7 protein-coding genes and 1 pseudogene are annotated in these 4,444 nt (G+C 68.4%); 2 read left to right on the forward strand and 6 right to left on the reverse strand.

The genetic code is table 11. The features are described 5' to 3' along the window. The 5 genes and pseudogenes from V6M37_RS04740 to V6M37_RS04760 form a co-directional block, all read right to left on the reverse strand. On the reverse strand, window positions 1–458 hold a 458-nt coding region (locus V6M37_RS04740), incomplete at its 3' end, for a protein kinase domain-containing protein (RefSeq protein WP_332671372.1). Between the two features lie 177 nt (window positions 459–635). Next, window positions 636–854 (reverse strand): hypothetical protein, encoded by a 219-nt coding sequence (locus tag V6M37_RS04745; RefSeq protein ID WP_332671373.1) that lies wholly within the window; start codon window positions 852–854, stop codon window positions 636–638. Further along, window positions 851–1,150: pseudogene (locus tag V6M37_RS04750) on the reverse strand (sortase); the annotation flags it as partial. The gene V6M37_RS04745 and the pseudogene V6M37_RS04750, both read right to left, overlap by 4 nt. Further along, complete coding sequence (locus V6M37_RS04755) at window positions 1,051–1,536, reverse strand: hypothetical protein (RefSeq protein ID WP_332671374.1); 486 nt, start codon at window positions 1,534–1,536, stop codon at window positions 1,051–1,053. The gene V6M37_RS04755 and the pseudogene V6M37_RS04750, both read right to left, overlap by 100 nt. 138 nt (window positions 1,537–1,674) lie before the next feature. Further along, on the reverse strand, window positions 1,675–1,800 hold the full coding sequence (locus V6M37_RS04760) for a hypothetical protein (RefSeq protein ID WP_332671375.1): 126 nt from the start codon (window positions 1,798–1,800) through the stop codon (window positions 1,675–1,677). Between V6M37_RS04760 and V6M37_RS04765 the strand changes: the two genes are divergently transcribed. Both V6M37_RS04765 and V6M37_RS04770 read left to right on the forward strand, forming a co-directional pair. Further along, a complete protein-coding gene (locus V6M37_RS04765; protein ID WP_332671376.1) occupies window positions 1,799–2,131 on the forward strand; it encodes a hypothetical protein in 333 nt (110 codons plus the stop codon). The two genes, V6M37_RS04760 and V6M37_RS04765, sit on opposite strands and share 2 nt — an antisense overlap. Window positions 2,132–2,222: 91 nt before the next feature. Continuing rightward, window positions 2,223–2,891, forward strand: coding sequence for a DUF305 domain-containing protein (locus tag V6M37_RS04770; protein WP_332671377.1), 669 nt, complete (start codon window positions 2,223–2,225; stop codon window positions 2,889–2,891). Between the two features lie 315 nt (window positions 2,892–3,206). Here V6M37_RS04770 and V6M37_RS04775 read toward each other — a convergent pair. After that, window positions 3,207–4,444: VanW family protein (locus V6M37_RS04775; protein WP_332671378.1), on the reverse strand; the 1,238-nt coding region annotated here is incomplete at its 5' end.

Here is a 4,444-nt window from a genome sequence, read left to right on the forward strand (position 1 = left end):
GCGCCCTCCTCGTCGATGAGGACGTTCTGCGGCTTGACGTCGCGGTGGACGATCTGGCGCTCGTGGGCGGCGCCGAGCGCGCGCGCGATCTCGATCGCGTAGGCGATCGACTCCGACACCGACAGCTTCGTGTTGCGCCGGATGCGCTGCTTGAGCGTCTCGCCCTCGACGTACTCGAAGACGATGTAGGGCGTCGGATAGTCCGGATCGCCCTCCTCGCCGGCGTCGATGACCCCGACGATGTTCGGGTGGTTGAGCTGCGCCACGGCGCGCGCCTCGCGGCGGAAGCGCTCCAGCTGATCGGAGTCGCCGGCGATCTCCCGATGCATGAGCTTGATCGCCACCTGGCGCTCCAGCACGGTGTCGAACGCGCGATAGACCGTCGACATGCCGCCGAGCCCGACCTGTGCGTCGAGCCGATAGCGGTTGGAGAGCAGCGTGCCGACGGGTGATGCCATCGCCGTATTCACATCATCCGCACCTCTGTCGCGAGGCGATGGTTCCCGAAGGTCGAGGCTCGGCGACGCCAAGGTACGCCGCCGCGCCGCTTCCTCATGCGCTGACTGATGAAGGACGCAGCAGCATCCTACACGATGTAGGGAGCCTCCGCGGGACGTCACAGCGATCCGGCGTGCTCACGCAGCGCGCGCCTTCGCAGGATGCGCATGCGGCAGGCGCTCGGTCACCGCGGTCGCGCCCACCTCGCTCGCGTCACGCGATTCAAAGAACCCGAGCAGAAGGACGACGAGGACCACCGAGACGACGAGCACAAGCCCCCAGTACGCCACCCGCCGCAGCCAGTGCGACCGTTGCCGCGGGTTGCCGCGGCTCCCGCTTCGGCCCTCGCTGCTCACGTCGGCTCCCGTCTGCTCGGCGGACGGGTACCGACGAGGCGTGCGAAGACGACGATGCGCTTGGTCGCGCTGTACAGCGGATGGCAGGCGCTGAGAATCAGCTGCTCGTACCCGACGGGACGCTTGACCCAGAGAGCGCTTGGCGAGACGATCCGTGTGCGCCGCACCCGGTATTCGAAACGGCCGTACGGCATCGTCACGACGATCCGCTCGCCGCGGCGAAGCCGGTTGATCGTTCGAAACGGCGCGAGGTAGGTCGTACGGTGCCCGGCGATCCCGATCGTGCCTCCTTGGCCGGGAGGGGCGTGTCCGCATAGTGCCCGGGTCCCTTGCGCAGCGGTTCGGTACCCGTGCCCTGCACCACCACGTACTGACGATCAAGTGAAGGCAGCGATATCCGGCCGATGGCGCGTCCCGTTTGCAGACGTGCCCGGAAGCGGCGAGCCGCGACGCGCAGGGCACGAGGGTCTGAGCGTGCGGCCGTCGGCGCCGCCCGACCGCGCTCGAACGAGGCGATCTCGCGCTCCAGTTGCTCGTTTGCGACGGCTTGACTACGCGCCGCGGTCAGCGCCGAGATCGGCTCCTGCCACGCGAGCGTAAGTCCAGCGTCTACGACGATCAGCACGCCGCTCAGGCAAGACACAGCAGCGACGAAGCGCAGGATTGCCCGCAGCGCTGTCATCGATGGCTCGCGCGCCGGCCGCGGCGTCCGGTGGGCTGAGCCGGCACCGATACGTGGCTCGAAACCCTGGCCATAACATGCGGGGCGAACTCCTCGATTGCGAGCGCAGCGCGCGGTGCGACGAGAGCCAGCATCCTCCTACGTATCGTAGGTTACATAGGGCGCCGCCGTCACGCCCACCGCCGCTTGCCGCCACCCGGGAAGATGGTCCGACAGCTTGTAGGGTACGTAGTAGCTCGGGAAACCGTTTGCGGGCAACGACATGCTGATCTCGCTCAACCAGTTCCGACGCCGGCATCACCAGCGCCTCGCTGCGCTACTTCTTGCGCTGACCCTGTGCTGGTTGGTGTTCGCGGCACACAGCGCGCTGGCCGAGCGCCATATGGGCGACGACATGGCGGCGTGCCTCGCCATCGCCCAGACGGCGGCGCTCGCGCTCGCGCTCGCAATCGTCGCCGTCGCCACGACCCGTCCTGAACTGCCCGGCCCTACGTGGGCGCGGACGTGTATCCAGTCGCGCCCGACGGGGGCACGTCAACGACCGGTCCCGTGTTCCCGGGCCGGTCCCGCTGTCCTTCAGGTCTTTCGATGTTGATCGGTGCCGACTCACCGGCATCAGGGCTCAAAGCCCAGACATCTGTCCGCCGCCTGAGCGGCACCGACATCACGTATTGAGGAGTAAGCACATGGACATCACCAAGCACAGGCGAGCACGCATGCTCGTAACGCTGTTCGTCGCCGGCGCCTTCTTGACCGGGACGCTCGCCGCCTGCGGAAGCGACGACGACAGCAGCGGCGGCGCACCCAGCACGGCCGGCAACGGCATTGATCGCGCGTTCGTCGCGGACATGATTCCCCATCACGAATCCGCCGTCGAGATGGCGAACATCGCCGAAGACCGTGGCCAGAGCACGTTCGTCACCGAGCTCGCGGGCGACATCATCAGCTCGCAGACGTCGGAGATCACGAAGATGAGGGTCATCGCTTCGCGGCTTGACGACGCCGGCGTGAAGGAGAAGAGCCTGGGTGTTCCCGAGCATCAGATGGGCATGGACATGGACGTGTCTGAACTCAAGACCGCTAAGCCGTTTGATCGGGCCTTCATCGACATGATGATTCCCCACCATCAGGGCGCGATCCGCATGGCTCGTGTCGAACTCGCCGAGGGCTCGAACCCGCAAGCCAAGCAACTCGCGACCCAGATCATCGCCGCCCAGGCGAAGGAGATCACCGCGATGAACAAGCACCGAACCGCAGAGTTCGGCGGGCCCTCACCCGCGGGCGGCGTGCCCGCGGAGGACGCCAAGGAGGATGACGCCATGAACGACGGGACGATGGGGATGGACCACGGTTAACCCGTACGGGTGCGCGAAGCGGCGATGCCGCTTCGCGCGCACTCGCCCAGGCAGGATCCGGCTGCGACGACCCCGCGTAGACCACACCGCGGCGCCCACCCGTTGGCGAGGCCACGGAGCGCAGTGCGGTCTGATGCTCACTCTGCTCAAGACGCGAGCCGGACGCCCAACCGACGACCGTCGGTGAATGTCACCACTGGGAAGGACAGGGCGCGGCGACGTCAAGATCGCCGCGCCCCAGCCAACGTCCAACACGCCTTGAGGAGGGGCGTCGTCGCATCCTACAGAACGTAGGCGTCAGAGACCGCGGTCGGCTTACGCAGGGGGAGGCGGGCGGTCGTACCGCGTCGTGTACGCCTGGCGATCGACGTTCCCGTCGCGGAAGCGCAGGACGCGGGTGACGGTGATCGCGAAGTCTCCGTCGGATACCGGCATGCGTGAACCGGTCTGGGCGCGAACCCGTCGACCGGTGTCGGTCCCGTAGAGGCTCAGGACGACCGACGTCTCGCCGGTCGAGGCGCGGATCAGCACGGGCGCCGGCGTGTCGTTCGTCCAGCGCAGATCGATGTCGGGGAAGTTCAGCGTGGCTTCGCGGCCGGGCGGATAGCGGTCGATGTAGAAGCTGTGCGGCTGATGGGATCCGATCCGCAGTCCGGCGAAGAACACGGCGTTGTACAGCGTCGTCGACACCTGCGAGACGCCGCCGCCGATCGACTCGGCGAGCTCTCCGTCGGCGATGAACGGGGCTTTGACGTATCCGCCGGCGCGGGTGCGTTCTCCGCTGCTCTGGTTCAGGGAGAACGGCTCGCCGGGCATGACGACGGTGCCGTCGATCGCCTTGGCGATCAGGCGGATGTTCGTGACCCGCGGCTGACAGCAGGGGTAGCGCGTCGTGAACGTGCCGAGGAGGGAGTCGACGGCGCGGGCGTCGGCGGTCGTGATCCGGGGCGGGGCGCGCTTGAAGGCGAGCGCGACGCGATGGCGGCCGCGGCCCACGGCATCCGTCAGCGCCACGACGGCCTCGGCTCGCTGCAGCCGGCGGCCCGGGGCGCCCGGGGTCACGGCGACGTTCGCCTTGCGCGGGCGCCAGCTGATGTCGCCGTGGCCCTCGACAGTGACGCGCGGCCGCCTCGAAGCGCTGATGCGCGCATTGGCCGGCGTCCGGTCAAGATCACGCGCCAAGCCATCGACCAGGCGTTGGACGGCCGACGCATCGACCCCCACCAACAACCCTCCGGCATCCGTGTCTTGGTCGCGTCGCACCGCGAGGATCCCGGCGGTCTGGCGTGTTGTAAGAGCCAGCGTTCGGCGCCCGTCCGAGAGTTGCAGCGGCATGCCCAAGTAGGCACGAGCGCGCCGTGCGACAACGCGCACCTCGGCACGGGTGGCGCCCCCCCGCCTGCGGACAGGAAGGTCGACAGGGCCCGTGCGCCGGTCGTGCAACGCGCCCAGCAACCTTTTGCGAGCCGCAGCGCGTTCGAGCGTGCGCTGCGCGCGCGGCGCCGTGATGCCCACCCCGCCCGGTTCGCTCTGGTCGACCCGGATTGTGCCCG

Source organism: Aromatoleum sp., from assembly GCF_036675785.1.
In the GTDB taxonomy this organism is placed as follows: Bacteria; Pseudomonadota; Gammaproteobacteria; order Burkholderiales; family Rhodocyclaceae; genus Aromatoleum.

Bases quoted from the DNA above. Each gene is read 5' to 3' on its own strand.
- V6M37_RS04760 (WP_332671375.1), bottom strand. From the start codon at position 1,800: ATGTCGTTGCCCGCAAACGGTTTCCCGAGCTACTACGTACCCTACAAG.
- V6M37_RS04755 (WP_332671374.1), bottom strand. From the start codon at position 1,536: ATGACAGCGCTGCGGGCAATCCTGCGCTTCGTCGCTGCTGTGTCTTGC.
- V6M37_RS04770 (WP_332671377.1), top strand. From the start codon at position 2,223: ATGGACATCACCAAGCACAGGCGAGCACGCATGCTCGTAACGCTGTTC.
- V6M37_RS04765 (WP_332671376.1), top strand. From the start codon at position 1,799: ATGCTGATCTCGCTCAACCAGTTCCGACGCCGGCATCACCAGCGCCTC.